Here is a 22,287-nt window from a genome sequence, read left to right as displayed (position 1 = left end):
GTCGCGTTCAGAGGAGACCTCGCTTTCATGCAAACAGACATCGTGGGCCAGGCCCAGGCGCTGTGCCCCGAGGGCATGCACCCCCAGGAATGGCAGGCGCGCGTCGAACTCGCGGCGTGCTACCGCGTCTTCGACCAGCTGGGTTGGACCGAGCTGGTGTTCAATCACATCACGGTGCGGGTGCCCGGCGACCGGCCCGCCTTCCTGATCAATCCCTTCGGCCTCAACTACGACGAGGTCAGCGCGCGCAACCTCGTCAAGGTCGGCCACGACGGCGTGCCGCTCGAGCCGACGCTGCACCATGTCAATCGCGCGGGCTTCGTGATCCACAGCGCCGTGCATGCGGCGCGGCCCGACGCGCATTGCGTGATGCACACCCACACCACGGCCGGCATGGCGATCGCGTGCAAGCGCGAGGGCCTGGGGCATGACGACTTCTACGGCGCCGAGCTGTTCGGCGACGTGGCCTATCACGATTTCGAGGGCATCACCGTGCACGACGACGAAGGCCCGCGCCTGGTCGCGAGCCTGGGCGCCAGGCGTGTGATGATCCTGCGCAACCACGGCATGCTGGTCACCGGCGGCAATGTCTTCAATGCCTTCCGCTGGATGTGGACGCTGCAGCGCGCCTGCGAGGTGCAGGTGATGGCCGACAGCCTGCGCGGCCCCAACGTGCCGCTCACCGACGAGGTGCGCGTCGCCTGCGCGCGCGACGCCCGCGCCTTCGAGCCGAAGGAGGCGCTGGAACGCATGCTGTTCACCAGCGTCCTGCGGCGCGGCCGCATCGACGCGGCCTCGCTGGTCTGACGCGGCCGGCCCATGGACCTGTCCATCGCCGGCATCCTGCTGCTCGACGGCAGCAGCAACGGCGCGATCTATGCACTTCTCGCGCTGGCCATCGTGCTGGTGTTCGCGGTCACGCGCGTGATCCTGGTGCCGCAGGGCGAGTTCGCCACCTACGGCGCGCTGACGCTCGCCATGCTGCAGCTCGGCCGGGTGCCGGGCACGGTCTGGCTGCTGCTGGCGCTGGCGCTCGGCGTGTCGATGCTCGACGGCATCGACGCGCTGCGCCATCGCCGCAGCGCGGCCCGCATTGCGAGCGCCTTCCTCCAACCGCTCGCGGTGCCGCTGCCGGTGGTGCTGATCAGCCTCTGGGCCGCGGCGCAGCAGATGCCGCTGATGCTGCAGAGCCTGCTGACGCTGGCCATCGTCACGCCGCTCGGGCCGCTGCTGTACCGCGTGGCCTACGAGAAGGTCGCGGACGCGAGCGTGCTGGTGCTCCTGATCGTCTCGGTCGGCGTGCACTTCGCGATGACCGGGCTCGGCCTCGGCTTCTTCGGCGCCGAGGGCTTTCGCGCACCGAGCTTCTGGGACACGGACTTTCGCTTCGGCGCCGTGCTGCTGTCGGGGCAGGCGGTGATCATCTTCATGGTCTCGATCGCGCTGATGGTCGGGCTCTGGCTCTTCTTCGAGCGCACCTTGCGCGGCAAGGCGCTGCGCGCGACGGCCGTCAACCGGCTGGGCGCGCGGCTGATGGGCATCTCGACGGTCGGTGCCGGCCGGCTGAGCTTCACGCTCGCCGCCTTCATCGGCGCGCTGGCCGGCCTGCTGATCGCACCGACCACCACGATGGCCTACGACACCGGCTTCCTGATCGGCCTGAAGGGCTTCGTCGCCGCGATCTTCGGCGGCCTCGCGAGCTATCCGGGCGCGGCGCTCGGTGCGCTCTTCGTCGGCCTGCTGGAATCCTTCGGCTCCTTCTGGGCCAGCTCCTTCAAGGAAGTGATCGTGTTCACGCTGATCCTGCCGGTGCTGCTGTGGCGCAGCTTCAAGCATGGGCCGGACGAGGAGGAGGAATGACCTTGCGTCGCGTCGTCCTCCTGCTGTTCGTGCTCGCGCTGGCACTCCTGCCGCAATTGCCCGTGCCCGAGTTCTGGATCACGCAGGCCAACTACATCGGCCTCTACACGCTGGTCGCGATCGGGCTCGTGCTGCTCACGGGCGTGGCCGGGCTGATCTCGTTCGGCCAGTCGGCCTTCGTCGGGCTCGGTGCCTATACGGCGGCCTACCTCGCGCTCAAGTACGGCCTGTCGCCGTGGCTCACGCTGGCAGCAGGCCTCGCGGTGACCGCAGTGGGTGCGCTGATTCTCGGCTGGGTGACGCTGCGCATGTCGGGCCACTACCTGCCGCTCGCCACCATCGCCTGGTGCCTGAGTCTTTACTACCTGCTCGGCAACCTGGATGCACTGGGCAAGTTCGACGGGCTGACCGGCGTGCCCCTGGTCAGCATCTTCGGCTTCCCGCTGGAGAACCGCAGGCACTTCTTCTACCTGCTGTGGGCGCTGGTGATCGTGGCCGCGGTGATGACCACGCACCTGCTCGACTCGCGCATGGGCCGCGCGTTGCGCGCGGTGCGCAACGGCACCACCATGGCCGAGGCGATGGGGGTCGACACCTTCCGCGTGAAGGTGATGGCCTTCGTGCTGGCGGCGCTGCTGGCGAGCGTGTCGGGCTGGCTGTTCGCGTACTTCCAGCGCACGGTCAACCCGTCGCCCTTCGGCCTGAACATGGGCATCGAGTACCTCTTCATGGCGGTGGTCGGCGGCGTCGGCCATGTGTGGGGCGCGCTGGCCGGTGCGGCCGTGGTGAAGATCCTCGAAGACCAGCTGCAGCAATGGATGCCGCGCCTGCTCGGCGTCACCAACAACTACGAAACGGTGCTGTTCGGCGCGTTGCTGGTGGTGGCGCTGCGCTATGGGCGCGATGGCCTCTGGGCCGCGGTCGAGGCGCGGCTGCCGCGCCTGCAACGCCGGCGCGACTGGGCCGATGCGCCGCCGCTGCCCGCGCGCGAGCGGCCGGCACGCGGCGAGGTGGTGCTCGATGCGCGCGCCGTGCGCAAGCAGTTCGGCGGGCTGGTGGCCGTCAACGACGTCAGCCTGCAGGTGCGCGCCGGCGAGATCCTCGGGCTGATCGGCCCCAACGGCGCCGGCAAGTCCACCACCTTCAACCTGCTGACCGGCGTGCTGCGGCTGAGCTCCGGCGAGATCAGCCTGTGCGGCGCGCCGATCCGCGGCCTGCCTTCGCGCGAGATCGCGCGGCGCGGCGTGGCGCGCACCTTCCAGCACGTGAAGATGCTGCCCGGCATGACGGTGCTCGAGAACGTGGCGCTCGGCGCCCACCTGCGCGGCCATGCGGGCCCGCTCGGCGCGATGCTGCGGCTGGACCGCGCGGAGGAGCGTCGCCTCTTCCGCGAGGCCGAGCTGCAACTGCGCCGCATCGGCATCGCCGACTGCATGCACGATCAGGCCGGCAATCTCGCGATGGGCCAGCAGCGGCTGATGGAGATCGCGCGCGCGTTGTGCGCCGACCCGATCCTGCTGCTGCTCGACGAGCCCGCGGCCGGCCTGCGCCACAAGGAGAAGCAGGCACTCGCCGATGTGCTGCGGCAATTGCGCAGCGAGGGGCTGAGCATCCTGCTGGTCGAGCACGACATGGACCTCGTGATGGACGTGACCGACCGCATCGTGGTGATGGAGTTCGGCACCAAGCTGACCGAAGGCACGCCGGCGGAGGTGCAGGCCGACCCCGCCGTTCGCACGGCCTACCTGGGCACTTGATGAGCATGACGACAGACACCTCTCGCGAGATGCTCCGGGTCAGCGACCTGCACGCCGGCTACGGCCGCGCCGAAGTGCTGCACGGCCTCGACCTGCGCGCCGATGCGGGGCGCGTGGTCACCGTCATCGGCCCCAACGGCGCGGGCAAGTCGACGCTGCTGAAGGCGCTGATGGGCGTGGTGCCGATGCGCGGCGAGGTGCGCCACGACGGTGAGCCGATCGGCGAGCTGCCGCTCGAAGAACGCGTGATGCGCGGCATCGCGCTGGTGCCCGAGACGCGCGCGCTGTTCGGCAGCATGCCGGTGGAAGACAACCTGCGCCTGGGCGCATGGCGGCAGCGGCATCAGGGCCGCGCCGGAATGGACGAGGCGCTCGACAAGATCTACGCGCTGTTCCCGCGCCTCAAGGAGCGCCGCGTGCAGCTCGCCGGCACGCTGTCGGGCGGCGAGCGGCAGATGCTCGCGCTCGGCCGCGCGCTGATGTCGCAGCCCGCGCTGCTGATGCTCGACGAACCCAGCCTCGGCCTCGCGCCGCTGGTGGTGCAGGAGATGTTCCGCACCATCGACAGCCTGCGCGCCACCGGCGTCACGTTGCTGCTGGTCGAGCAGAACGCACGCGCCGCGCTTGCGGTCGCCGACTACGGCTATGTGCTCGAGATGGGCGAGATCGTGCTCGAAGGGCCGGCCGCCGAGCTGGCCGGCGATCCGCGCGTGGTCGAGACCTACCTCGGCACCGTGGCGGCGCGTTGAACGCCATCGCCTCGGACCCCAGTTTTTCCCCGCGTTTCAATCCAAAAGGAGACATCACCATGACATCGATCCCCAAGCTGGCAGCCCTCGCGGCCGCGATGGCCTTCGCGCTCGCCGCGCACGCCGACATCAACGTCGGCGTGATGGTCTCGACCACCGGCCCCGGCGCGACGCTCGGCATTCCGGAGGCCAACACCACCAGGCTCTGGCCCACCGAGATCGCGGGGCAGAAGCTCAACGTCACGATCCTCAACGACGAATCCGACACCACGACCGCGGCCAAGAACGCGACCAAGCTGACATCGGAGAACAAGGTCGACGTGATCGTCGGCCCCTCGCTCACGCCGACCTCGCTGTCGGCACTCGACATTGCAGCGCAGGCCAGGACGCCGATGATCTCGCTGGCCGGCGGCGGCGCCATCATCGACCCGCCGGACGGTCCGCGCCGCTGGGCCTTCCGCATGGCACCGCCCGAATCGATCGCGGTCAGCCTCGCGCTCGACCACATGGTGGCGCAGGGCGTGAAGAAGGTCGGCGTGATCGCGCTGGCCACCAGCTTCGGCGAGGGCTACACCAAGACGCTGGAGAAGATGGCGCCGGCCAAGGGCATTCAGGTGGTGGCCGTCGAGCGCTACAACCAGACCGACACCTCGGTCACCTCGCAGACGCTGCGCCTGCTGTCGGCGCAGCCCGATGCGGTGTACGTGATGAGCTCGGGCACGCCGGGCGCGCTGCCGCCGATCGAATTGTCCAAGCGCGGCTTCAAGGGGTCGATCTATCAGACGCAAGGCGTGGCCAACGCGGACTTCCTGCGCGTCGGCGGCAAGGGCGTGGAGGGCGGCTACATGACGGTCGGGCCGGTGCTGGTGGCCGAGCAGCTGCCGGATTCGTCGGTGCTGAAGAAGCCCGCGCTCGACTACGTCAAGCGCTACGAGGCAGCGAACGGCACCGGCTCGCGTTCGCTGTTCGGTGCTTCGGCATGGACGGCCGTGATGTGGCTCGAAGCCGCGGTGCCGCAGGCGCTGAAGAAGGCCAAGCCCGGCACGGTGGAGTTTCGGACGGCGCTGCGCGATGCGCTGGAATCGATGAAGGAGGTGGTCACGCCCGAGGCCGTGTTCAGCATGAGCGAGACCAATCACAACGGATCGGATCAGCGGTCGCAGGTGCTGGTGCGGATCGTGGACGGCGCCTGGAAGTTGCAGAAGTAGAGGGCTTGTCCTCCTATTTCCGCAGCACGGCGCAATCGCCTTCTCAGTTCACCGGCGCGAGCCGCAGGTTCCGGACCAGCCGAACTCGGGGCAGGTGCTGTGTTCATTCCGCGATGCACGCCATGCCGTCGCGAATGACCAGGACGTCACGCTCGACAGCCCGCGCCTGGAATTGCAGCGCGGGGCCATTGCGCCAGATCTCCACCTGCAGTGTCTCGCCGGGAAAAAAGGGCGCGGTGAATCGGCCTTCGATCACCTCGAGCCTGGTGGCGGCATAGCCCAGGACGACGGCGAGGATGGCGCGCACCGTCGCGCCGAATGTCGCGAGACCATGCAGGATCGGCCGTTCGAAGCCGGCAAGCCGGGCGCGCTCCGGATCGATGTGCAGGGGATTGGTGTCGCCCTGCAGCCGGTACAGCGCTGCCTGCCCGGGCGAGGACTGCCAGCGAAACACCTGATCAGGCGCAGCCGAGTTCGGCATGCTCTTTCTCGGCGGGGGCGGCTCGCCGCCGAACCCGCCGTCCCCCCGGCACAGAGCACCCATGCGCGTGGTGGCGACCAGCCGATCGCTGCGCTTCTCGTGCAGCCGGCGCTCGATTTCCAACAGGGCGCCCTTGTGCTCACCCAGATCCCAGACACCGGTCACCCGGCTCGAACACATCAAGGTGCCTTGGGCCGGCAGCGGCGCGTGCAACGCCAATGCCTGTGACGCGTGCACCACCTTCCTGTAATCGATGCCCAGTTCGAGGGTTGCGATGGATCGGTGGCACACAGTCAGGGCGAAGGAAGGCGCGACCGCCAATTCCTTCTCGTACACGAAGTCCAACTCGCGGGCGTCCGTCTCGTCGGGGCCGAAGCCCACGCTCAGGGCATGCAGGATGACATCGCGCTCGGTGTAGGTCTGCTCGACGAGAGGAAGACTCAACCCCCGCAGAGTTTCAGGATCCAGCGACACCGGGCATCTCCTTGGTCATCCCGTCCCCGCGCAGGCGGGCCAGCGCTTCGCGCGTGTCGCCCCAGCGCGCATTCAGCACCAGCATCCGGCGGTAGCAGTGGCCGACGGCAACCTCGTCGGTCATGCCCATGCCGCCGTGCAGCTGGATCGCCTGCTGCAGGATCCAGGTGGCGGACTGCGACATCACGAGCAGGGCCTGGGCGGTGCCGCGCGTCGGCTGCACGCTGTCCACGCCCTCGACGGCTTCCGCCGCCAGGTCGCAGGCGCTCTTCACCTGTTCGAGCTCGATGTACATCTCCGCGACGCGATGCCGCAGTGCCTGGTAGTCACCTAGCGACTGGCCGAACTGCTTGCGCGTGCGCAAGTGTTGCACCGTCATCTCCAGCGCCGCTTCGCACGCGCCCAGCGCGTCTGCCGTCACCCCTGCGATCGCCAGTGCCTCCGTCGAGCGGTACACCTCGCCATGATGCTGCAGCGACAAGCCTTCCAGCGGCTGCGCATCGACGGATTCGAAACGGAGATCGCCGGACCATGAGCCGTCCACCAACCGGCTCAGGTGGCACCCGATGCCGACGGCGCTCGAATCCACGACGAACAGTCCTGTGCCCCCGTTGGGCGTCACTGCGGGAACGAGGTAGTGGGTGGCGAGCCCCGCATGCAGGACCGCCGTCTTGCGGCCCTCCAGGCGCCATCCGCGTGCCGTGTCATGGGCCTGCGTCACCTTCGGCTCGGCGTCGAGTTCCACGGCATCGCGGTCAGCGAGAACCATCACTGCCCTGCCATCGGACAACGGCGGCAGCAACGCGCCTTGCTGAGTCGGTGAGCCGGCGCGCGCGACGGCATGGGCGCAGATCGCCACCTGGAACCAGGGAGCGACCAGCAGAGAGCGCCCGAATTGCCGCTGCACCAACTGGATTTCGTCCGCGCCGCCACCGAAGCCACCGAAATCCGGCGACACCATGACGGCATGCAGCCCCAGTTCGGACAGCGTCGACCAGATCGGCGGCAATTGCTCTGGGGCGATGGCGAGATTCTGGCGTCGTCCGCTCGCAAAGCCGTACTGGCGCGCCAGCACACGGCTCAATGCGTCGGCCAGCGACGCCCGTTCGTCGTGGGACAGGGTGCTCATGGCGTGGTGTCGAAGACGTGCTTCGCGAGGATGTTCTTCTGCACTTCATTGGCACCGCCGTAGATGGAGGCGGCCCGGGAATAGAGATGGGCGACACCCAGCGGCTCGCGCGGATCCGCGCCGAATCCCTCGTCGGCGGGCAGGCGAAGTCCGGCGGTGGCGGTGATCTGCACCAGCAGGTGCAGCACGCGCTGGAACAATTCGGTGCCCTTGACCTTGAGCACCGATGCGCCGGCCACTTTGGCCGGACCGGCATCCTGCTGGCTCAGCAGTCTGTACTGCGTGCGGTCCAGCGCTTCCAGTTCAGCCTCCAGCCGGTCGAGTTCGGCCCGCAGCAGTGGATCGTCGGCAAGAAGCCCGCTGCCCGTCGCAGTGCGCGAGGCCAGTTCGCGGGCATAGGCCAGGCGTTCGCGCGTTCGGCCGACGCCGGCAATGCTGGCGCGCTCGTTGCCGAGCAGGAAGCGCGCGCAGTCCCAGCCCTTGTTCTCCTCGCCAACCAGGTTGGCGGCCGGGACGCGCACCCCGTCGAAGAACACTTCGTTGAGGCTGTGCCGCCCGTCGATCGAGACGATGGGCCGCACCGTGATCCCGGGCGACTTCATGTCGATGAGGAGGAAGGAGATGCCCCGTTGCTGCTTCGCGGCGGGATCCGTTCGCACCAGGCAGAAGATCCAGTCGGCATAGTGCGCGGACGTCGTCCAGATCTTCTGACCATGGACGACGTATTCCCCGCCATCGCGGACCGCGGAGGTTCGCAGCGAGGCCAGGTCGGAACCGGAACCCGGCTCCGAGAATCCCTGGCAGAACAGCACATCGGCCGAGAGCAGCCGAGGCAGCCAGAAGTCTCGCTGGGCCGGTGCGCCGAAGCGGACCAGCACCGGACCGAGCATCGTGATGTTGAACACGTGCGGCGCAGGCGCCGGCGCAGCGGAACACTCCTCCAGGAACACCAGTTGCTCGATATCGCTCCAGCCGGTACCCCCGAGTTCGCGCGGCCAGTTGGGTGCGCCCCAGTCGCGCCGGCACAGCTTGCGTTGCCAGTCCACCAGGTCCTGCCGCCGGGGGAACTCGCCGCGCCGCAAGCGGGCACGCAGGTCCGGGTCCAATTCGGCGTCGAGGAAGGCGCGAACCTCCGAGCGCAACGCCCGGAGTTCTTCACCTTCGCGCTTCATGCGATGGCGCCCGGCGTGAACATCGGGATCATGGTGCCATCCGTGGCCGGTTTGCACACCAGTCGCACGGCCATCCCGATCTCCAGGGCATCGAGGTCGCAGTCGACGATGTTCGTCATCATCGTCGGACCCTCGCTGAGCTTGACGTAGGCCAGGGCGAAGGGCGTCGGGGTGCCCAGCCGCAACACGCTGAACGTATAGATGCTGCCGGAGCCCTTGGCCTCGATCCAGCGGGTGCGGTCACTGAAGCAATGCGGGCAGATCGTCCTCGGGTAGTAGTGATGGCGCCCGCAGCCGTCGCAGAATTTCAGCAGGAGGACACCTTGGGCCGTGCCCTCGAAGAAGGGCTGGTTCTCCGGGGAAATGGCGGGCGCGGGGAGTTCGCGATCCCGGGCGATGGTCGTCATGCGTGTCACTCCCTTTCCATGATCAGCGTGGCGCTTCCATGTCGGCCCGCGAGAAAGCCGCCCAGGCCTTGCGCGAGCGCCAGCCTGCAGTCGGGCACCTGAACGGCGGGATGCGCCTCGCCGCGCAATTGACGCACGGCTTCGATGATCTTGGTCATGCCGCCGCGGTTGCGCGGGTGGTTGTTGCACAGGCCGCCGCCGTCCGTGTTGAAGGGCAGGCGGCCGACGCCGGAAATCAGGTTGCCGTCGGCCACGAAGCGGCCGCCATCGCCCTTCTTGCAGAAGCCCAGATCCTCGAGCTGCATCAGCACCGTGATCGTGAAGCTGTCGTAGATGGACGCGTACTGGATGTCGGCGGGCCTCACGCCCGCCTCTTCGAAGGCGCGCGGGCCGCTCCAGAGGGCGCCTGTGCGGGTCACGTCGATGTCGCCTCCTTCCAGGCCCTTGAGCGTCTCGGCCGCGCCGATGAGCTTCACCAAAGGACGCTTCAACGAACGCGCAATCTCCGGGCGCGCCACGATGACCGCGCCGCCGCCATCGCTCACCACGCAGCAGTCGAGCTTGTGCAGGGGATCGGCCACCAGGGGCGAATTGACGACCTCGTCCACCGTGACGACCTTGCGCAGCACGGCATGCGGGTTGTGCTGGGCATGCGTGGAAGCGGCGACCTTGATCCAGGCGAGCTGTTCGCTGGTGGTGCCGAATTCGTGCATGTGCCGCTTTGCCGACATGGCGTAGACGTTGGCCGTTCCCATGCCGTAGGCGTACTCGAACGCGGCGTCGGGCGCCTCGTCGCCGAAGGTGCGCGCCTGCGTTCCGCTCCAGCCGGACGAACGCGGCTTGCCGGCGAGCGTGATCAGCGCCACGTTGCACTTGCCTGCGGCGATGGCCTGCGACGCGTGGTTGACGTGCGAGAGATAGGAGGCACCGCCGATGTCGGTCGAGTCCAGGTGCCGCACCCGCAGCCCCATGTAGTCGATCATCGACATCGGACCCAGGCCGGGCGAATCGATGCCGCAGAAGAATCCGTCGACGTCGCGATGGCTGAGGCCGGCGTCCTCCAGTGCGCCCCTGGCCACTTCGGCGTGCAGTTGCGCGAGTGACTTGTCCTTTGCCTCCCGGGTCGGATGCTCATAGGCCCCGACCAGGTAAGCCTTGTCCTTGATGCTCAATTTCTGCCTTTCGCCGTCTGTCGAGCGGCCGCTATTTTGGGTGACCCAATTAGTATGCCCGAGCCGGCATGCCAGCGTCAAACGAAAAGCCGAAGAGGCCGCCGCGCTGTTGACAGGTGCAGCGCCGCTGTTCGAAAATGGGTCATCCATTTTAGAGAATGACCTTCGGAGACAGTCGAAATGAGCAACGTCAGCACACCAGCCGATGCATCGGTCCAGGGCCGGGTGGCCATCGTGACGGGCGCCGGCAACGGCATCGGCAGGGCGATCGCGATGGAGCTCGGCCGCCGCGGAGCCCGGGTGGTCGTCAATGACCTCGGCACCAGCCTCAACGGCCAGGGGCAGGACGCCAGCGCCGCCGAAGCGGTGGCGCTGGACATCCGGCAGACCGGCGGCAGCGCGGTGGCCAATGCCGATTCCGTGTCCGACGCCGCCGGAGCAGGCCGCATCGTGCAGGCGGCGCTGGACCATTTCGGCCGAGTCGATGCGGTCGTGAACAACGCCGGCATCCTGCGTGACCGCATGTTCCACAAGATGAGCGAGGAGGAGTGGGATGCGGTGCTTTCCGTTCACCTCAAGGGCAGCTTCAACGTGAGTCGCGCCGCCGTGGCGCACATGCGCGAGCAGCGGCACGGGCGCCTGGTGCACATGACCTCCGGCGCGGGTCTCATCGGCAACATCGGCCAGGCGAACTATTCGGCCGCGAAGATGGGAATCGTCGGCCTGTCGCGTTCGATTGCGCTCGAACTCAAGGATCACGGCGTGCGCTCCAACTGCATCGCACCCGTGGCGTGGAGTCGCATGGTGGCCGCCATTCCGAGCAACACACCCGAGCAGCAGGCATTGGCCGAGAAACGCCAGCGCCTCATGGCCCCGCACAAGATCGCGCCGCTCGCCGTCTACCTCGCCAGCGACGCCTGCACGGCCAGCGGCCAGATCTTCGGCGTGCGGGGCAACGAAATCATCCTCTACAGCCAGCCCCGTCCGCTGCGCAGCGCGCAGATGGCCGAAGGCTGGACGGTGGAAGGCATCGCCGGCACGCTCATGCCCAATTTCGAATCCTCGCTGTGCCGTCTCGAGACGACGGTCGAGTTGTTCCAGGGCGAACCGATGTGATGACCGGACATGACCAACGACAAGGAGAAATCATGAATCCCGTGCGCAAGCTGAGCCGCCGCTCGATGCTCCTGGCCGCCGTGCTGGGTGCCGGGAGTGCATCGGCCGCATTCCCCGACAGACCGATCAAGCTGATCGTGCCGTTTGCCGCTGGCGGCGGCACCGATACCTGGGCGCGTCTGTTCGCCGCACGGCTGTCGGCCACGCTGGGCAAGGCCGTGATCGTGGAAAACCGGCCCGGCGCCAGCACCCAGGTCGGCGCGAGCGTCGTCGCCAAGAGCGATCCGGATGGCTACACCTTGCTCTTCACGACGAGTACGCACATCCAGCTGCCCGCGCTCACGGCCAACATGTCCTACGACGTGCAACGCGACTTCGCGCCCGTCGGGCAATTGGGCACCACCGGTCTGATCTTCGTGGTTCATCCCGAGGTGAAGGCCGCGAACATGAAGGAATTCATCGCGCAAGCCAGGACGTCCGGGAAATGGGCGCTGGGTACTTACGCGGCAGGTTCCGCGGGTGCGGTCTTCAGCCAGCTCATGGTCAAGGAGCAGGGATTGAACATGCCCGTGGTGCTGTACAAAGGCGAAGCCCTGGCGATCACCGATGTCGTCGGCGGCCAGATTCAGGGCGGCTTCTTTTCCGTTCCGGGTGTGAAGTCGCTGGCGAAAGCGGGAAAGCTCAGGGCCATCGGCAATCTGTCGACCACGCGAAGCCCGTCATTCCCCGAAGTCCCGACGTTGATGGAGCAAGGCATGCCTCGCTATCGTTGGCCGGGTGTCTGGCTGGGCGTGTTCGCGCCGGCGAAGACCGCGCAACCCGTCCTGGATCGCCTCGCCGAAGCCAGCCGCGCCGTCGCGCAGGATCCGGCGTTCAAGGCGGAATGGGGCGAACGCGACGTCACCGTCCATTGGCGCGGACCTGCCGACTTCAAGGACGACATCCGTGCGGACATGAAGACCTGGGCCGAGTTGATCCAGACATTGGGCATCAAGCCCGAGTAGCCGTGCGGCCTCCAGAGACACCCTCCATTCATTCATCTTCTTCTTCCATGCCCCAAAGCCGCGGTCTCTTTCCTGCCTCCGAGCTACGACCCCTTCTGGATCCGGGGAGTGTCGTCGTCATCGATTTCTCTTCCAAACCTTCCTCGTTCGGAGCCCGGACCACGCACAACCTTGCCGATTCCGGAATCCAGGTGTTCGTGGTGAATCCGAAGTTGAGTCCCGATGCTGCGAGGGGCGTGTTTCGCTCCATCGAGGATCTGCCCCTTGCGGTGGATTGCGCCATCATCGCCGTGCCGCGCGATGCGGTGTACGAGGTCGCATCCGACTGCGCGCGCAAGGGGATCAAGGGCGCGATCGTCTACGCTTCAGGCTACGCCGAGACCGGCGACCCGCACCACCGCGAACTGCAGGAGCAGCTGGCCCGGCTCGCGCGGGACAGCGGCATGCACATCCTGGGCCCCAATTGCATCGGCATCCTGTCCGCAGGCGGCCGCCTGCGAATGACGTTCGCGCAAGCGCCGGCGTTGAACCAGCCGTACCCCGCCACCATCGGCCTCGTGAGCCAATCGGGCGGCCTCGGCCTGGCGCTGGCGCAGGCCGCGCGGCATGGCCATGCGTTCTCGCACGTGCTGACGGCCGGCAATTCGTGCGACGTCGATGTGGCCGACCAGATCGCCTACCTGGTGGAGGATCCGGACTGCCGGGTCATCGCCTGCCTGTTCGAGGGAATGGCCGACCCGCAACGGCTGCTGCAAGCCGGTCGCCTGGCCATGAAGGCCGGCAAGCCGGTCATCGTGCACAAGCTCGCCACCGGCGAGGAAGGCATGCAGGCTGCCATGTCGCACACCGGCTCGCTGGCGGGTTCGGCGGCGGTCTACCGCGCCGCGTTCGAGGGCCACGGCATCGTGGAGGTCGATGACTTCGAGGCACTCGTCGAGACCGCCGCCTTCTTCGCGAAGGCCGGACGGCCGCGCGCGACCGGCGTCGCGGCCCTCTCGACCTCGGGTGGCGCAACGATCATGGTGGCCGACAAGGCTGAGTTGCATCATGTGCCGCTGCCGCAACCCGGCGAAGCGGTGAGCGCCCTGCTGCGATCGCACATTCCGGAGTTCGGGTCCGCGCGCAATCCCTGCGACGTCACGGCCCAGATCCTCAGCAACCCGCGTTCGCTGCCGGAGTGCGCGAGCGCCATGCTGGCCGACCCCGCCTACGGCGCGCTGGTCATTCCACATCCGTATGCCTACGCACCGGGCGTGGAGCGTCTGAAGGCGCTGGAACCTGTCGGCCGCGACACGGGCAAGCCCATCTGCTGCGTCTGGCTGTCCCAATGGCTCGACGGGCCCGGCGCCATCGAGGTCGAAGCCAGCCCCTGCCTGGCGCTGTTCCGGTCGATGGACCGCTGCATGGCCACGCTTCGGGCCTGGCACCTGTACGAGAAGCAATTCGTGCTGCAAGGGCAGCAATCCCGGCGCCTGAGCGAGACGGATGGATTCGGTGTGCTCGAGGCGATGATGCAGCCCGGCGCGACCGTGCTGACCGAAAGCGCTGCCAAGCGCGTGCTGGCCGCCTATGGCGTCCCCGTGGTTCCGGAGCGCCTGGTGCAGAACGTCGCTGCGGCCGTCGACGCGGCCCGCGGCCTGGGTGGCCCGGTCGTCCTGAAGGTGCAGTCGGCCGATGTCCCCCACAAGACCGAGGCGGGCGGCGTCCGGCTCGACGTGCTCGGCGACGAGCAGGTGCGCCGCGCCTACGAAGAGATCCTGTCCAGTGTCGCGCGCTACACGCCTCATGCGCGGATCGACGGCATCCTGGTGCAGCCCATGGTGCGGCGCGATCTTGAACTGATCGTCGGCGGCCGCCGCGATCCGCTGTTCGGTCCCACCGTGGTGGTCGGCCTCGGCGGCATCTTCGTCGAGTTGCTGAAGGACAGCGTGGTCGCGCTCGCACCCGTATCGCAGGAAGCAGCACGAGCCATGCTGGACCGACTGCGCGGCCGGGCATTGCTGGATGGGTTTCGTGGTGCGCCGGCCGTGGATGTGGACCTGGTCGCGTCGATCGTGGCCCGGGTCAGCGAACTGTTGGCCGATGGCGCGGACGCCATCGAGGAACTGGACCTCAATCCATTGGTGATTTCCGACGGCCGCGCGGTGGCGGTCGATGCCCTCATTTCCCTGCGGCCCTCTGCGACGGAGGCCCCCGCGTGCACAGGGCTTGCCGGCCATGCCGCCTGAAGCGAGCACCGCAGGCGGTCCGTGGCGAAGGGGCGGGCGCAAAGCCTCAGATCTCGATCCCGGCCTGCTCGCCCAGCGCATCCAGGAACATCCGCACCTTCGCCGGCATCAGCCGCTTTCCCGGCAGCAACGCATAGACCCGCAGCGGCGCACAGGTGTAGTCGGTCAGCAGGCGCCGCAGCTTGCCCGCGCGCACCGCCTGTTCGCAGAAGGTGGCGGTGATGCGCGCCACGCCGAGGCCGGCGCAGGCCGCCTGCAGCCGCACGTCGGCGTTGCCGCTGTTGAGGCGCGAGGTCGGCGTCGGCACGGCCTCGCTGGTGCCGTCGGCGGCGGTGAAGGTCCACTTGGTGTCGGCCGAGCCGCACAGGAGCGGCAGCGATGACAGATCCTGCGGCAGCACGGGCTCGCCCAGGCGCTGCAGCAATTCGGGCGAAGCGAACACGCCGCGTTCGAGCGTGAACATGCGCCGCTGCACCACGCTCGATGCCGGCAGCCCGGCGTCGAGCATCGCGAACGCGATGTCGTAGCGGTGCTCCAGCGGATTGACCGCGTGGTGCTCGACATCGATGCGGACCTTGAGCTGCGGATAGCGCGCCATCAGGCTGCAGGCGACCGGGCCGATGTGATGGGCGCCGAACTCGTAGGGCGTCGCGATGCGCAGCGTGCCGGCCACCACCTCGCCCTGGGCCAGCGCGTCGGTGCGGGCCTCGCGCAGGCCGGTGAAGAGCACGCCGATGCTCTGGTAGAGCGTCTCGCCGGGCTCGGTGAGGCGCACCTGGCGCGTGGTGCGCTCGAGCAGGCGCGTGCCCAGTTCGGTCTCCAGCCGGCCGATCGATGCGCTCACGGTCGACTTGGGGCGGTCCATCGCGCGTGCCGCGGCCGAGAAGCCGCCGTGTTCGATGACGTGGCAGAACACGTCGTAGTCATCCCAGTTCATGGCGTCATTGTCCAGCGATCCGAACAGTTTGTTCGGCCCCGGGTGATTTATCGCGCGCACCCGCATCGCTAAGCTGAAAGCCCATTGAGGAGACCTTCCATGACGACAGACACCGATGACATCTTCCTGAAGAACTGCTGGTACGTGGCCGCGTGGGACCACGAGCTGATCGACGGCACCAGGCTCGCACGCACCCTCCTCGAGAAGCCGGTCGTGATCTACAAGGGCGAGAGCGGCAAGGTCGTGGCGCTGGACGACCGTTGCTGCCATCGCGGCGCGCCGTTGTCGATGGGCCGCATCGAAGGCGACTGCATCCGCTGCATGTACCACGGCATGAAGTTCGAGCCCTCGGGCAAGTGCATCCAGATCCCGGGACAGGACATGATCCCGCCGAAGCTCGGCGTGAGGAGCTATCCGGTGGTCGAGCGCGACCATCTGGTGTGGATCTGGATGGGCGATGCGGACAAGGCCGACCCTGCGCTCATCATCGACTACCCGCCGCTGCACGAGCCGGGCTGGAAGGGCATGCCCGCGTACATGCACTACGACGCCAACTGGCTCCTGATCGTCGACAACCTGAGCGACTTCGCGCACCTGGCTTTCGTGCACACCAAGACGCTCGGCGGCTCGGAGGAATACGCCTACCAGACCAAGCCGCTGAACATCGAGCGCCTGCCCAACGGCTTTCGCGTCGAGCGCTGGCACATGAACAGCGACTCGCCGCCCTTCCACCAGAAGGTGATCCCCGACAAGACGGCCAAGGTCGACCGCCGCAACATCGGCCACATGCACGTGCCCGGCATCTTCTTCCTCGAATCGATGTTCGCGCCCGCGGGCTCCGGCGCCGAGAAGGGCCACATCGACGGCGCGCGGCAGTACCGCAACTGCCAGTTCATGACACCCGAGACGCGCCGCAGCACGCACTTCTTCTGGAACTACCTGCACAACTTCGACCTCGACGATCCCAACATCGCGCTGTCGCTGTGCAACAGCCTGCGCGAGGGCTTCATGGAGGACAAGGCCATCATCGAGGCGCAGCAGAAGCTGTTCGACCGCGACCCGGATCTCAAGCTGCTGGCGATCGCTGCCGATGCGCCGCTGTCGCACTTCCGCTGGACGCTGAGCCAGCGGCTGCAGGAAGAGCGCAGCCAGTCGGCGCCCGTCGCGGCCTGATGGCATCGGCGATGCCCGCGCTGTCCAATGGCCGGCAACTGCTGCAGGTCACCGATGTCCAGGCCGAGGCGCGCGACGTGGTGCTGGTCGAGCTCAAGGCGCCGGACGGCGCGGCGTTGCCGCCCTTCGAGCCCGGCGCGCACCTCGAGATCGATCTGCCCAACGGCCTGGTGCGCCACTACTCGCTGACCAACGACTGGCGCGAGCGCGACCGCTACGTGGTCGGCGTTGGCCGCGCGGCCAACGGACGCGGCGGCTCGGCCTTCGTGCACCAGTCGCTGCGCCGCGGCATGCAGCTGGCGGTGAGCGCGCCGCGCAACAACTTCGCGCTCGATCCGAAGGCCGACAGCTACCTGTTCATCGCCGGCGGCATCGGCGTGACGCCGATGATGGCGATGATCCGCTGGTGCGAGGCGCAGTCGCGGCCCTGGCGCCTGGTCTACGCGGCGCGCAATTGCCAGCGCACCGCCTTCTACGAGACGCTGCGCGCACATGGCGAGCGCGTGCACTTCCACTTCGACGACCTCGCGGGCACGGTGCTCGACGTGCGCGAGTGGCTGGCGGGCGAGGGCAGCGGCGAGCATGTCTATTGCTGCGGGCCGCAGCCGCTGATGCAGGCGGTGCAGGACCACGCCGCGCACCGGCCGGCATCGCGGGTGCATTTCGAATACTTCACCGCGCCCGCCACACCGGCCGCTGATGCGATGCCGGCCGGCGCCTTCCGCGTCGAGCTGCGGCGCAGCGGCAAGTCGCTGACCGTGCCCGCTGATCGCAGCATTCTTGAGGTGCTGGAAGCCGATGGCATGAACGTGCCTTTCTCATGCCGCGAGGGTCTGTGCGGCACCTGCGAGACGGCAGTCTGCGAAGGGCTGGTCGAGCACCGCGACTATGTGCTGTCGCAGGAGCAGCGGGATGCGGGCAAGTCGATGATGATCTGCGTCTCGCGGGCGTTGTCGCCGGTGCTGGTGCTCGATCTGTAGCGGGTACGCCAGCGCGGGGTGAATGCCGCTACGTCCGCGCCTTGCCCGTCAACACCAATGCAATCCCCCCAAGGATCATCACGCACGCCACCGCCAGCCGCGGCGTGATCGCCTCCGAAAGAAAGAGCACACCACCGAAGGCAGCGATCAACGGCACCGACAACTGCAGCGTCGCGGCCCGCATCGCGGACAGCCGCGGCAGCGCCGCATACCAGATCACGTAGCCGATGCCGGAGCTCAGGGCGCCGGATGCGATGGCCAGCGCGATGCCGGCGCGATCGGCATGCGCGCTGGCGGCAAAGACGATGCTCAGCACGAGCGCGAAGGGCGCGGCGCGCACGAAGTTTCGTGCGGTCGCCGCCAGCGGATCGGCCACGCCGCGCCCGAGCAGCGAATAGACGCCCCAGGCCACGCCGGCAACCGCCATCCACGCGGCGCCCAGCAGCGGCGGGGCGGCGATGCCGGGCGACACCAGGTAGGCCAGCCCCGCGATCGCCAGCACCAGGCCGAACCATCCGGCCGGCCCGAAGCGTTCGCCGGCGCGCAGGCCGGCGCCGAGCATCGTGACCTGGACCGCGCCGAACAGGATCAGCGCGCCGGTGCCCGCGGGCAGGCTGACATAGGCGAAGGAGAAGAACGCGACGTAGGCGAACAGCATGGCCGCGGCGAGCCAGCTCGCGCGGCTGGCGGGCGGTGCCGATCGAAGGCGCACGACGACGGCCAGCGTGATCGCACCCGAGACCAGCCGGATGCTGCCGAAGCTCGCCGGATCGATGCCGCCATGCTGCAGCGCGAGCCGGCACAGCAGCGAGTTGGCGGCGAAGGCGAGCATCGCGCCGGCAGCGAGCACGGCGGTCCGCAGCAGGGAGGATCCGGCGTGCGTATCGGTCATGCCGCATTCTGGCCGAGCCGCGGCGCGCGGCGCCGCAAAGCAAGGGTAAGCCCGCTTCGGCTTCTTCGCGATCCCGGTATCTTGTTGTATCAGGCGGCGCCGCGGTCCTGACCGGGCCTCGCGTTCGCCGTCGCAGGGAGCTCGTTCATCGTGCAAGGAGCCGAACTCCGTGTCGACCGCGAACCGTGCCGAACTGCTGAACGTCGAAGGCGTGACCATGCGATTCGGCGGCATCACCGCGCTCGACCGCGTGTCCTTCTCGGTCGCTGCCGGCCGCATCGTCGGGTTGATCGGGCCGAACGGCGCCGGCAAGACGACGCTGTTCAATTGCCTGTCGCGGCTCTATGGCTTCAGCGAGGGCGACATCCTGTTCGAAGGCCGTTCGCTGCTGGCGACGCCGGCGCACGGCATCGCCGCGCTCGGCATCGCGCGCACCTTCCAGAACCTCGCGCTGTTCGGCACCATGAGCGCACGCCAGAACATCCTGCTCGGCGGCCATTGCCGCACGCGCAGCGGCTTCTTCGCCGGCGCGCTGCGCCTGCCTTCGGTGCGGCGCGAAGAGCAGGTGCTGGCGGCCCGCGCCGACCAGCTCGTCGAGCTGCTCGATCTGGGCGGCGTGGCGCAGACCCGCGTGCGGGATCTGCCCTTCGGCACGCAGAAGCGCGTCGAGCTCGCGCGTGCGCTGGCAAGCGAGCCGAAGCTGCTGCTGCTCGACGAACCGGCGGGCGGACTGAACCACGAGGAGGTCGGCGCGCTGATCGCGCTGCTGCAGCAGGTGCGCGACCGGCTGCAGCTCACGATGCTCCTGGTCGAGCACCACATGAACCTGGTGATGCGGGTGTCGGACCAGGTGGTGGCATTGGACTTCGGCCGCGTCATCGCCGACGGCACGCCGGCCGAGGTGCAGGGCCATGCCGAGGTGATCCGCGCCTATCTGGGGGAGCCCGCCTGATGGCCCGGCTGCTCGATGTGCGCGGCCTGCATGCGCAGTACGGCGCGAGCAGGGTGCTGCACGGCATCGACTTCGGCGTCGAGGAGGGCGGCATCACGGCCATCCTCGGCGCCAACGGCGCGGGCAAGACGACGACGCTGCGCGCGGTCTGCGGCATGGTGAAGACGCGCGGCGAGATCGCTTTCGCCGGCGGCCGCATCGACGGCCGCGCGACGGAAGGGATCGTGCGCCTGGGCGTGGCGCACGTGCCGGAAGGGCGCGGCACTTTCGTCGAGCTCAGCGTGGAGGAGAACCTGCGCCTGGGCGCCTGCACGCGGCGCGACAAGGCCGAGGTGGCGGGCGACTTCGAGCGCATCTACGGCTACTTCCCGCGCCTGCGCGAGCGCCGACGCCAGCAGGCCGGCACGCTGTCGGGCGGCGAGCAGCAGATGCTCGCAGTGTCGCGCGCGCTGATGCTGCGGCCGCGGCTGATGTTGCTCGACGAACCTTCCTTCGGCCTCGCGCCGCGCATCGTGCAGGAGCTGTTCGAGATCTTCGGCGAGATCAACCGGAAGGACCGCGTGAGCATGCTCCTGGTGGAGCAGAACGCGGCGCTGGCATTGCGCCTCGCCGACCACGCCTACCTGCTGGAGACCGGCCGTGTGGTGATCTCCGGCACCGCCGATGCGGTCCGCAGCGACGAGGCGGTGCGGCGCTCGTACCTGGGCTATTGATGCGATGAACGTCCTGCTCCATCAGGTGTTTTCGGGTCTGGCCACCGGCGGCATCTATGCCAGCGTGGCGCTGGCCCTGGTGATGATCTACCAGGCCACGCACCTGGTGAACTTCGCGCAGGGCGAACTCGCGATGTTCTGCACCTACATCGCGTGGAGCCTGATGCAGGCCGGCCTGCCGTACTGGGCGGCGTTCTTCCTCACGGTGACGATCGCGTTCGTGATCGGCGTGCTGATCGAACGCATCATCGTGCAGCCGGTCGAGCAGGCGCCGATCCTGTCGGTGGTGATCGTGTTCATCGGGCTGCTGGTGATCTTCAACAGCCTCGCGGGCTGGATCTTCTCCTACACCATCAAGCCCTTCCCGAGTCCGTTCCCGGCCGAGCCGCTGTTCGGCAATTCGTATTTCTCGTCGCACGAGCTCGGCTCGGTCGGCATCACGCTGGTGGTGCTGGCGCTGGTGTTCGCGTTCTTCCGCTTCACGCCGCTGGGGCTGGCGATGCGCGCGGCGGCGCAGAACCCGGTGTCGAGCCGACTGGTGGGCATCCGCGTCGGATGGATGCTGGCGCTGGGCTGGGGGCTCGCGGCGGCGATCGGATCGATCGCCGGCATCATGGTCGCGCCCACCGTGTTCCTGGAGCCGAACATGATGGCCGGCATCCTGCTCTATGCCTTCGCCGCGGCGCTGCTGGGCGGCATCGACAGCCCGGGCGGCGCAGTGCTCGGCGGCTTCATCGTCGGCGTGCTCGAGAACGTGGTCGGCATGATCCTCGGCACCGAACTCAAGCTCACCGTCGCGCTGGTGCTGATCGTCGGCGTGCTGGTGATCCGGCCGTCCGGCCTGTTCGGCAAGGTCCATGTCACGCGGGTCTGAACGATGGCCATGCACAACGACCCCGTCCGTCGCGCCTCGAGCAAGGCGCCGCTGGCCGCATGGCTGCTGGTGCTCGCCGTCGCCTGCGTGCTGCCCTTCGTCGTCAGCAACTACCGCGTGTTCCAGTTCACGCTGGCGCTGGTCTACGCGATCGCGCTGCTGGGGCTGAACATGCTCACCGGCTACAACGGGCAGATCTCGCTCGGCCACGGCGCCTTCTACGCGATCGGTGCTTACGCGGCGGCGATCCTGATGAACAAGTTCGGCGTGCCCTACTGGGCGACGATTCCGGTGGCCGGCGCGGTATGCCTGGTGGCGGGCTTCCTGTTCGGCCTGCCGGCGCTGCGCCTCGAGGGGCTCTACCTGGCCCTTGCGACCTTCGCGCTCGGGGTGGCGATGCCGCAGATACTCAAGTACAAGCATCTCGAAGCATGGACCGGCGGCGCGCAGGGCATCGTGATCGTGAAGCCGGATGCGCCGGACTGGAGCGGCCTCACGCAAGACCAGTGGCTCTACTTCTTCGTGCTTGCGTGCCTGCTGGTGTTGTTCGTCATCGGCTGGAACCTGTTGCGCAGCCGCATGGGGCGGGCCATGGTCGCGATCCGCGACCAGCCGATCGCGGCCAAGGCGATGGGCGTGAACATCGCCATGGTCAAGTCGCTGACCTTCGGCGTGTCGGCGATGTACACCGGCATCGCGGGCGCGCTCGGCGCGATCGTGGTCCAGTTCGTCGCGCCGGACTCGTTCAACTTCTTCCTGTCGATCTCGCTGGTGGTGGGTGTCGTGGTCGGCGGGCTGGCGTCGATCCAGGGCGCGATCTACGGCGCGGTCTTCATCCAGTTCATTCCGAACATCGCCGACCAGATCTCCAAGGCCGCGCCCTGGGCGATCTACGGCGTGTTCCTGATCGTCTTCATGTATGTCATGCCGACCGGGGTGGCCGGCCTGCTGCACGTCGTCGCCGCGCGGCTTCGGCGATGGCGCGGCAGCCGTTGAACGTTGCGTGTTC

The 22,287-nt window shown here is 68.1% G+C and carries 21 protein-coding genes; 14 read left to right on the top strand and 7 right to left on the bottom strand.

The genetic code is table 11. The annotated features are described in order from the left end of the window. The first annotated feature begins 27 nt into the window (after positions 1-27). From E5P2_RS17260 to E5P2_RS17240, 5 genes are read left to right on the top strand one after another with little or no spacing between them, the layout of a single operon-like run. The gene (locus E5P2_RS17260) at positions 28-807 is read left to right on the top strand and encodes a class II aldolase/adducin family protein (RefSeq protein ID WP_162568339.1); all 780 of its coding nucleotides are present in this window, start codon (positions 28-30) and stop codon (positions 805-807) included. 12 nt (positions 808-819) lie between these two features. Next, a complete protein-coding gene (locus tag E5P2_RS17255) occupies positions 820-1,860 on the top strand; it encodes a branched-chain amino acid ABC transporter permease (protein WP_162568338.1) in 1,041 nt (346 codons plus the stop codon). After that, positions 1,857-3,617: a branched-chain amino acid ABC transporter ATP-binding protein/permease gene (locus E5P2_RS17250; protein ID WP_162568337.1), complete on the top strand. Its 1,761-nt coding sequence runs from the start codon at positions 1,857-1,859 to the stop codon at positions 3,615-3,617. Before E5P2_RS17255 ends, E5P2_RS17250 begins: the two co-directional genes overlap by 4 nt. A 5-nt stretch (positions 3,618-3,622) precedes the next feature. Then, on the top strand, positions 3,623-4,366 hold the full coding sequence (locus tag E5P2_RS17245) for an ABC transporter ATP-binding protein (protein ID WP_162568336.1): 744 nt from the start codon (positions 3,623-3,625) through the stop codon (positions 4,364-4,366). 59 nt (positions 4,367-4,425) lie between these two features. Further along, positions 4,426-5,574 (top strand): ABC transporter substrate-binding protein, encoded by a 1,149-nt coding sequence (locus E5P2_RS17240; protein WP_162568335.1) that lies wholly within the window; start codon positions 4,426-4,428, stop codon positions 5,572-5,574. 103 nt (positions 5,575-5,677) lie between these two features. Here the strand turns inward: E5P2_RS17240 and E5P2_RS17235 are convergent, their stop codons facing one another. The 5 genes from E5P2_RS17235 to E5P2_RS17215 are packed head-to-tail and all read right to left on the bottom strand — an operon-like array spanning position 5,678 to position 10,409. Then, positions 5,678-6,529, bottom strand: a complete 852-nt coding sequence (locus E5P2_RS17235; RefSeq protein ID WP_162568334.1) for a MaoC/PaaZ C-terminal domain-containing protein — start codon at positions 6,527-6,529, stop codon at positions 5,678-5,680. Further along, positions 6,513-7,658 carry an acyl-CoA dehydrogenase gene (locus tag E5P2_RS17230; protein WP_162568333.1) on the bottom strand — a complete coding sequence of 382 codons (1,146 nt, stop codon included), beginning with the start codon at positions 7,656-7,658 and terminating at the stop codon, positions 6,513-6,515. Before E5P2_RS17230 ends, E5P2_RS17235 begins: the two co-directional genes overlap by 17 nt. Then, complete coding sequence (locus E5P2_RS17225; protein WP_162568332.1) at positions 7,655-8,830, bottom strand: acyl-CoA dehydrogenase family protein; 1,176 nt, start codon at positions 8,828-8,830, stop codon at positions 7,655-7,657. The genes E5P2_RS17230 and E5P2_RS17225 overlap by 4 nt, the downstream gene beginning before the upstream one ends. Then, positions 8,827-9,237: a Zn-ribbon domain-containing OB-fold protein gene (locus E5P2_RS17220; RefSeq protein WP_174262677.1), complete on the bottom strand. Its 411-nt coding sequence runs from the start codon at positions 9,235-9,237 to the stop codon at positions 8,827-8,829. Before E5P2_RS17220 ends, E5P2_RS17225 begins: the two co-directional genes overlap by 4 nt. Before the next feature lie 5 nt (positions 9,238-9,242). Continuing rightward, complete coding sequence (locus tag E5P2_RS17215) at positions 9,243-10,409, bottom strand: thiolase domain-containing protein (protein WP_162570531.1); 1,167 nt, start codon at positions 10,407-10,409, stop codon at positions 9,243-9,245. A 180-nt stretch (positions 10,410-10,589) separates the two neighbouring features. Here E5P2_RS17215 and E5P2_RS17210 point away from each other — a divergent pair, with 180 nt between their 5' ends. Genes E5P2_RS17210 through E5P2_RS17200 form a run of 3 tightly spaced genes read left to right on the top strand, consistent with a single transcriptional unit; the run spans position 10,590 to position 14,757 of the window. Further along, a complete protein-coding gene (locus E5P2_RS17210) occupies positions 10,590-11,525 on the top strand; it encodes an SDR family NAD(P)-dependent oxidoreductase (RefSeq protein ID WP_162568331.1) in 936 nt (311 codons plus the stop codon). A 32-nt stretch (positions 11,526-11,557) separates the two neighbouring features. Continuing rightward, entirely contained in the window at positions 11,558-12,529 is a 972-nt protein-coding gene (locus E5P2_RS17205; protein ID WP_162568330.1) for a Bug family tripartite tricarboxylate transporter substrate binding protein, read from the top strand. Positions 12,530-12,576: 47 nt separating this feature from the next. Beyond that, positions 12,577-14,757 (top strand): acetate--CoA ligase family protein, encoded by a 2,181-nt coding sequence (locus E5P2_RS17200; protein WP_162568329.1) that lies wholly within the window; start codon positions 12,577-12,579, stop codon positions 14,755-14,757. Positions 14,758-14,803: 46 nt separating this feature from the next. On the opposite strand, the gene E5P2_RS17195 is transcribed toward E5P2_RS17200, so the two are convergent. Further along, positions 14,804-15,694: a LysR family transcriptional regulator gene (locus E5P2_RS17195; RefSeq protein ID WP_162568328.1), complete on the bottom strand. Its 891-nt coding sequence runs from the start codon at positions 15,692-15,694 to the stop codon at positions 14,804-14,806. Between the two features lie 99 nt (positions 15,695-15,793). Here E5P2_RS17195 and E5P2_RS17190 point away from each other — a divergent pair, with 99 nt between their 5' ends. Together E5P2_RS17190 and E5P2_RS17185 are read left to right on the top strand one after the other, a co-directional pair. Continuing rightward, on the top strand, positions 15,794-16,867 hold the full coding sequence (locus tag E5P2_RS17190; protein ID WP_162568327.1) for an aromatic ring-hydroxylating dioxygenase subunit alpha: 1,074 nt from the start codon (positions 15,794-15,796) through the stop codon (positions 16,865-16,867). A gap of 11 nt (positions 16,868-16,878) precedes the next feature. Beyond that, positions 16,879-17,847 carry a PDR/VanB family oxidoreductase gene (locus E5P2_RS17185; protein WP_162568326.1) on the top strand — a complete coding sequence of 323 codons (969 nt, stop codon included), beginning with the start codon at positions 16,879-16,881 and terminating at the stop codon, positions 17,845-17,847. Positions 17,848-17,875: 28 nt separating this feature from the next. On the opposite strand, the gene E5P2_RS17180 is transcribed toward E5P2_RS17185, so the two are convergent. Beyond that, a complete protein-coding gene (locus tag E5P2_RS17180) occupies positions 17,876-18,739 on the bottom strand; it encodes a DMT family transporter (protein WP_162568325.1) in 864 nt (287 codons plus the stop codon). A gap of 217 nt (positions 18,740-18,956) precedes the next feature. On the opposite strand from E5P2_RS17180, the gene E5P2_RS17175 reads away from it, so the two are divergent. The 4 genes from E5P2_RS17175 to E5P2_RS17160 are packed head-to-tail and all read left to right on the top strand — an operon-like array spanning position 18,957 to position 22,274. Next, positions 18,957-19,691, top strand: coding sequence for an ABC transporter ATP-binding protein (locus tag E5P2_RS17175; protein ID WP_162570530.1), 735 nt, complete (start codon positions 18,957-18,959; stop codon positions 19,689-19,691). Further along, positions 19,691-20,404: an ABC transporter ATP-binding protein gene (locus E5P2_RS17170; RefSeq protein ID WP_162568324.1), complete on the top strand. Its 714-nt coding sequence runs from the start codon at positions 19,691-19,693 to the stop codon at positions 20,402-20,404. The genes E5P2_RS17175 and E5P2_RS17170 overlap by 1 nt, the downstream gene beginning before the upstream one ends. A gap of 4 nt (positions 20,405-20,408) precedes the next feature. Beyond that, on the top strand, positions 20,409-21,278 hold the full coding sequence (locus tag E5P2_RS17165; RefSeq protein WP_162568323.1) for a branched-chain amino acid ABC transporter permease: 870 nt from the start codon (positions 20,409-20,411) through the stop codon (positions 21,276-21,278). A 9-nt stretch (positions 21,279-21,287) separates the two neighbouring features. Then, positions 21,288-22,274 carry a branched-chain amino acid ABC transporter permease gene (locus E5P2_RS17160; RefSeq protein WP_232080731.1) on the top strand — a complete coding sequence of 329 codons (987 nt, stop codon included), beginning with the start codon at positions 21,288-21,290 and terminating at the stop codon, positions 22,272-22,274. Positions 22,275-22,287 lie beyond the last annotated feature (13 nt).

Source organism: Variovorax sp. SRS16 (assembly GCF_901827165.1).
Lineage (GTDB): Bacteria > Pseudomonadota > Gammaproteobacteria > Burkholderiales > Burkholderiaceae_C > Variovorax.
This window is presented reverse-complemented; position numbering and strand designations above follow the sequence as displayed.

Coding starts and splice junctions, on each gene's coding strand:
- E5P2_RS17240 (WP_162568335.1), top strand. CDS start 4,426: ATGACATCGATCCCCAAGCTGGCAGCCCTCGCGGCCGCGATGGCCTTC.
- E5P2_RS17260 (WP_162568339.1), top strand. CDS start 28: ATGCAAACAGACATCGTGGGCCAGGCCCAGGCGCTGTGCCCCGAGGGC.
- E5P2_RS17175 (WP_162570530.1), top strand. CDS start 18,957: ATGCGATTCGGCGGCATCACCGCGCTCGACCGCGTGTCCTTCTCGGTC.
- E5P2_RS17195 (WP_162568328.1), bottom strand. CDS start 15,694: ATGAACTGGGATGACTACGACGTGTTCTGCCACGTCATCGAACACGGC.
- E5P2_RS17160 (WP_232080731.1), top strand. CDS start 21,288: ATGCACAACGACCCCGTCCGTCGCGCCTCGAGCAAGGCGCCGCTGGCC.
- E5P2_RS17210 (WP_162568331.1), top strand. CDS start 10,590: ATGAGCAACGTCAGCACACCAGCCGATGCATCGGTCCAGGGCCGGGTG.
- E5P2_RS17190 (WP_162568327.1), top strand. CDS start 15,794: ATGACGACAGACACCGATGACATCTTCCTGAAGAACTGCTGGTACGTG.
- E5P2_RS17225 (WP_162568332.1), bottom strand. CDS start 8,830: ATGAAGCGCGAAGGTGAAGAACTCCGGGCGTTGCGCTCGGAGGTTCGC.
- E5P2_RS17170 (WP_162568324.1), top strand. CDS start 19,691: ATGGCCCGGCTGCTCGATGTGCGCGGCCTGCATGCGCAGTACGGCGCG.
- E5P2_RS17250 (WP_162568337.1), top strand. CDS start 1,857: ATGACCTTGCGTCGCGTCGTCCTCCTGCTGTTCGTGCTCGCGCTGGCA.
- E5P2_RS17255 (WP_162568338.1), top strand. CDS start 820: ATGGACCTGTCCATCGCCGGCATCCTGCTGCTCGACGGCAGCAGCAAC.
- E5P2_RS17205 (WP_162568330.1), top strand. CDS start 11,558: ATGAATCCCGTGCGCAAGCTGAGCCGCCGCTCGATGCTCCTGGCCGCC.
- E5P2_RS17180 (WP_162568325.1), bottom strand. CDS start 18,739: ATGACCGATACGCACGCCGGATCCTCCCTGCTGCGGACCGCCGTGCTC.
- E5P2_RS17245 (WP_162568336.1), top strand. CDS start 3,623: ATGACGACAGACACCTCTCGCGAGATGCTCCGGGTCAGCGACCTGCAC.
- E5P2_RS17230 (WP_162568333.1), bottom strand. CDS start 7,658: ATGAGCACCCTGTCCCACGACGAACGGGCGTCGCTGGCCGACGCATTG.
- E5P2_RS17200 (WP_162568329.1), top strand. CDS start 12,577: ATGCCCCAAAGCCGCGGTCTCTTTCCTGCCTCCGAGCTACGACCCCTT.
- E5P2_RS17185 (WP_162568326.1), top strand. CDS start 16,879: ATGCCCGCGCTGTCCAATGGCCGGCAACTGCTGCAGGTCACCGATGTC.
- E5P2_RS17165 (WP_162568323.1), top strand. CDS start 20,409: ATGAACGTCCTGCTCCATCAGGTGTTTTCGGGTCTGGCCACCGGCGGC.
- E5P2_RS17220 (WP_174262677.1), bottom strand. CDS start 9,237: ATGACGACCATCGCCCGGGATCGCGAACTCCCCGCGCCCGCCATTTCC.